4 protein-coding genes are annotated in these 2900 nt (G+C 73.4%); 2 read left to right on the forward strand and 2 right to left on the reverse strand.

Annotated elements, in window-relative coordinates; genetic code table 11:
• The coding region (locus tag G5C65_RS34800) for a MarR family winged helix-turn-helix transcriptional regulator (RefSeq protein WP_165303058.1) at nucleotides 1-357 on the reverse strand (357 nt) is incomplete at its 3' end.
• A gap of 178 nt (nucleotides 358-535) precedes the next feature.
• On the opposite strand from G5C65_RS34800, the gene G5C65_RS34805 reads away from it, so the two are divergent.
• Entirely contained in the window at nucleotides 536-1858 is a 1323-nt protein-coding gene (locus G5C65_RS34805) for an MFS transporter (RefSeq protein ID WP_165303059.1), read from the forward strand.
• Here the strand turns inward: G5C65_RS34805 and G5C65_RS34810 are convergent.
• On the reverse strand, nucleotides 1813-2370 hold the full coding sequence (locus G5C65_RS34810; RefSeq protein WP_165303060.1) for a DUF2269 domain-containing protein: 558 nt from the start codon (nucleotides 2368-2370) through the stop codon (nucleotides 1813-1815). The two genes, G5C65_RS34805 and G5C65_RS34810, sit on opposite strands and share 46 nt — an antisense overlap.
• A gap of 157 nt (nucleotides 2371-2527) precedes the next feature.
• On the opposite strand from G5C65_RS34810, the gene G5C65_RS34815 reads away from it, so the two are divergent.
• The coding region (locus tag G5C65_RS34815) for a haloacid dehalogenase-like hydrolase (protein WP_206442613.1) at nucleotides 2528-2900 on the forward strand (373 nt) is incomplete at its 3' end.

The raw sequence follows: 2900 nt of genomic DNA on the forward strand, positions 1-2900 counted from the left end.
GTCGTGGGTGGGGCGGGCGGCCTCCAGGAGGGTGTGGCCCGCTTCGGTGACGTCGGTGTAGATCCCCCGGCGGTCGTCCGGGCACAGATAGCGCGTCAGCAGGCCGCGGTCCTCCAGCCGGGAGACCAGCCGGGTGGTGGCGCTCTGGCTGAGGACGACGGCATCGGCGAGCTCGTTCATGCGGTAGTGGCCGCGCGGGCCGTCGTGCTGATCGCTGAGCACCTCGATGACGGAGAACTCGCGGACGCTCAGGTCGTGCCGGGCCTGCAGCGCGCGCTCGATTTCGGCCTCTATCCGGCTGTGCAGGGCGGAGAGCGCGCACCAGCCGTGGGCGAGGCCGGGGTCGGGGCGGGACATGGGCGGCTCCTTCGACGGTTCCTTCGACGGCCGGGGGCAGCGGCGCGGCGGTGGTGCCCTGCACACAGGATACCTCTTTCGTGCAATATCCAGCGCTTGCAATTATTCCGCGTCTGCAATTATTGTGTGTGCTCGTAGTCATCGCACGCACTGATGTAGCTGGAGGCCGGAGTCCGCCATGCCACTAGCCCTGCTCGCGCTCGCCATCGGTGCCTTCGGCATCGGCACCACCGAGTTCGTGATCATGGGACTGCTGCCCGAGGTCGCCGCCGACTTCGGGGTCTCGGTCCCCACCGCCGGATATCTCGCCTCCGGGTACGCCCTGGGCGTCCTCATCGGCTCGCCGGTCTTCGCCATCCTCGGCGCCCGGATGTCCCGCAAGCGGATGCTGATGGCGCTCATGGGCCTGTTCATCCTGGGCAACCTGGTCTCCGCCGTCGCGCCGGTGTTCGGCGTGATGCTCGCGGGCCGGGTGATCGCCTCCCTCGCGCACGGCGCGTTCTTCGGGATCGGCTCGATCGTCGCCGCCGGGCTGGTCGCGCCGCACCGGAAGGCGGCGGCCATCTCCCTGATGTTCACGGGTCTGACGCTGTCCAATGTCATAGGCGTCCCCTTCGGCACCCTGCTCGGGCAGCAGACGAGCTGGCGCTGGACGTTCGCCGCCGTCGCCGCGCTCGGAGTGCTCGGCCTGCTCGGCGTCGCGGCGCTGGTGCCGCACGACGACCCGCGCCGGCGCCCGGAGCCCACCGCGTCCGGCCAGGACAGAAGCGGCCAGGGGGAGACCGGTCGGGGCGGGATACGCGGCGAGCTGGCCGCCTTCCGCAACACCCAGGTGCTGCTCGCCATGGGGATGACGGTGCTCGGCTTCGGCGGGGTCTTCGCGGCGATCACCTACATCGCCCCGATGATGACCGACGGCGCGGGGTACGCCTCCTCGTCCGTCACCTGGCTGCTGGCCCTCTTCGGCGCCGGGATGGTGGCGGGGAACCTCGTGGGCGGGCGGTTCGCCGACCGGGCGCTGATGCCCATGCTCTGCACGGCGCTCACCGCGCTGGCGCTCACCCTCGGCCTGTTCACCTTCACCGCGTACGACAAGATCGCCGCCGCGGTCACCCTCGCCCTGATCGGCGCCTTCGGCTTCGCCACGGTGCCGCCGCTGCAGAAGCGGGTGCTCGACCAGACCGCCCAGGCGCCCACGCTGGCCTCGGCCGTCAACATCGGCGCATTCAACCTCGGCAACGCTCTGGCGGCCTGGCTCGGCGGCCTGGTGCTCCACGCGGGCCTCCCGGTCACCGCGCCCAACTGGGTCGGCGCGCTGCTGGCGCTGAGCGCGCTGGCGCTGGCCGTGACCTCCGCGCTGCTGGAGCGGCGCGGCACGGCGGGCGGTGGCCCGGCGGGCGGCGGCCCGGCCGGGGGCGGCCGGGCGCGGGGCGCCGCCGGGCGGGTGGTGAGCGGTCATGCCCCGGCCGAGGTCCGGCGGCCCGTGGGCGCGGCCGACTGATCCGCCCGGCCCCGGTCCCGGCGGCGTGCCGCGCGCCCCCGCCGGGTCGGGCCCCAGGGCTTGAGCACGGAGATGGCCGTCATGAAGGCATAGGCGGCGAGCGAGACGGAGGGCGGGATCACCAGGTCCACCGCACCGACCTCGTCGCCCGCCCCCACCGCGGAGGCGGCCTCGTTGATGGTGGCGCGGAAGGCGAGAACGCTGGCGGCCGTGGTCGCCAGCGTCAGCCAGAACTTGGTGTAGACCCAGCGGTAGCGCGCCAGCCCCCAGGGCGTGCCCAGGGAGAGGAGCAGCCCGGTCAGCAGGGTGAGCAGGGCGACCGGCGTCAGCAGCCAGTCGCCGAAGACCTTCATGGAGCGGTAGGCGCCGGCGCCCGCGTCGCTCCCGGCCCCGGTCGCGGCGCCGGTGAGGCCGAGGGCGAGCAGGCAGAGGCTGAGCCCCAGCCAGCAGGCGGAGGAGGTGACATGGACGACGAGGAGGGCCCGGCGAGCGGGGCGGGAGAGTCGCTGCATGCTGCGAAGGTGCACCGCGGCACCCCCGCACGGCGTCTGACCAGGGGAGTATCCGCCGCTACTCGCCGCCGCGTACGCGGCGCGGCCCCCGGAGCAGGGAAGGAGCCCGGGGCTCCGCGCCCGGCTTCCCCGCACCCCGAGCCCATACGATCACCGTATGACACGACTGCATCTGTTCGACCTGGACGGCACCCTGCTCTACGGTTCCGCCGCGCCCGTGGAGATCTCGCAGCAGCTCGGGGTCGAGCGGGAGATCCAGGAGCTGGAACGCGCCTTCGCGGCCCAGGAGCTGGCGCCGGGTCAGTTCGCGGTGCGGGCGTGCGCGCTCTGGTCGGAGCTGACGGACCAGGTGGTGGACCGGGCCTTCGCCGGGGCGCCGTGGCTCGCGGGGATCCGGGAGGTGTGGGCGGGCATCCGGGAGCAGGGCGAGCACTGCGCGGTGATCTCCCTCTCCCCGGACTTCTTTGTGCGCAGGCTGCTGGACTGGGGCGCGGACGCGGTGCACGCGTCGCGCTGGCCCGCCCCCGGCC

This window comes from Streptomyces boncukensis (assembly GCF_011045075.1).
In the GTDB taxonomy this organism is placed as follows: Bacteria; Actinomycetota; Actinomycetes; order Streptomycetales; family Streptomycetaceae; genus Streptomyces; species Streptomyces boncukensis.

Coding starts and splice junctions, on each gene's coding strand:
- G5C65_RS34805 (WP_165303059.1), top strand. CDS start 536: ATGCCACTAGCCCTGCTCGCGCTCGCCATCGGTGCCTTCGGCATCGGC.
- G5C65_RS34810 (WP_165303060.1), bottom strand. CDS start 2,370: ATGCAGCGACTCTCCCGCCCCGCTCGCCGGGCCCTCCTCGTCGTCCAT.